This window comes from Bradyrhizobium sp. Kon69, from assembly GCF_055807515.1.
This window is the reverse complement of the sequence record NZ_JBVVOS010000414.1, coordinates 1-260: the sequence shown is the minus strand read 5'-3', so window position 1 is coordinate 260 and position 260 is coordinate 1. Positions and strand designations below refer to the sequence as shown.

Here is a 260-nt window from a genome sequence, read left to right as displayed (position 1 = left end):
AAAGGGCTGAATGATGTTCTTACCTATGCCGAAGATCCATGCGGCGCAGAACAGGGCTTCTCCGGACGTGAAGTGATGGCGGAATTTCGACGGGCGACCGGCTTGCCCGTCGCGACTAACATGATCGCCACCAACTGGCGCGAAATGGGTCATGCGGTGATGCTCAATGCGGTAGATATTCCACTTGCCGATCCGCACTTCTGGACGCTTTCCGGTGCAGTCCGTGTGGCGCAGCTTTGCGACGACTGGGGGCTGACCTG

General features: G+C 58.5%; 1 protein-coding gene. It reads left to right on the top strand.

Features of this window, described 5'->3' with window-relative positions; genetic code table 11:
- Positions 1–260: enolase C-terminal domain-like protein (locus AC0L3U_RS39635; RefSeq protein WP_473365155.1), on the top strand; the 260-nt coding region annotated here is incomplete at both ends.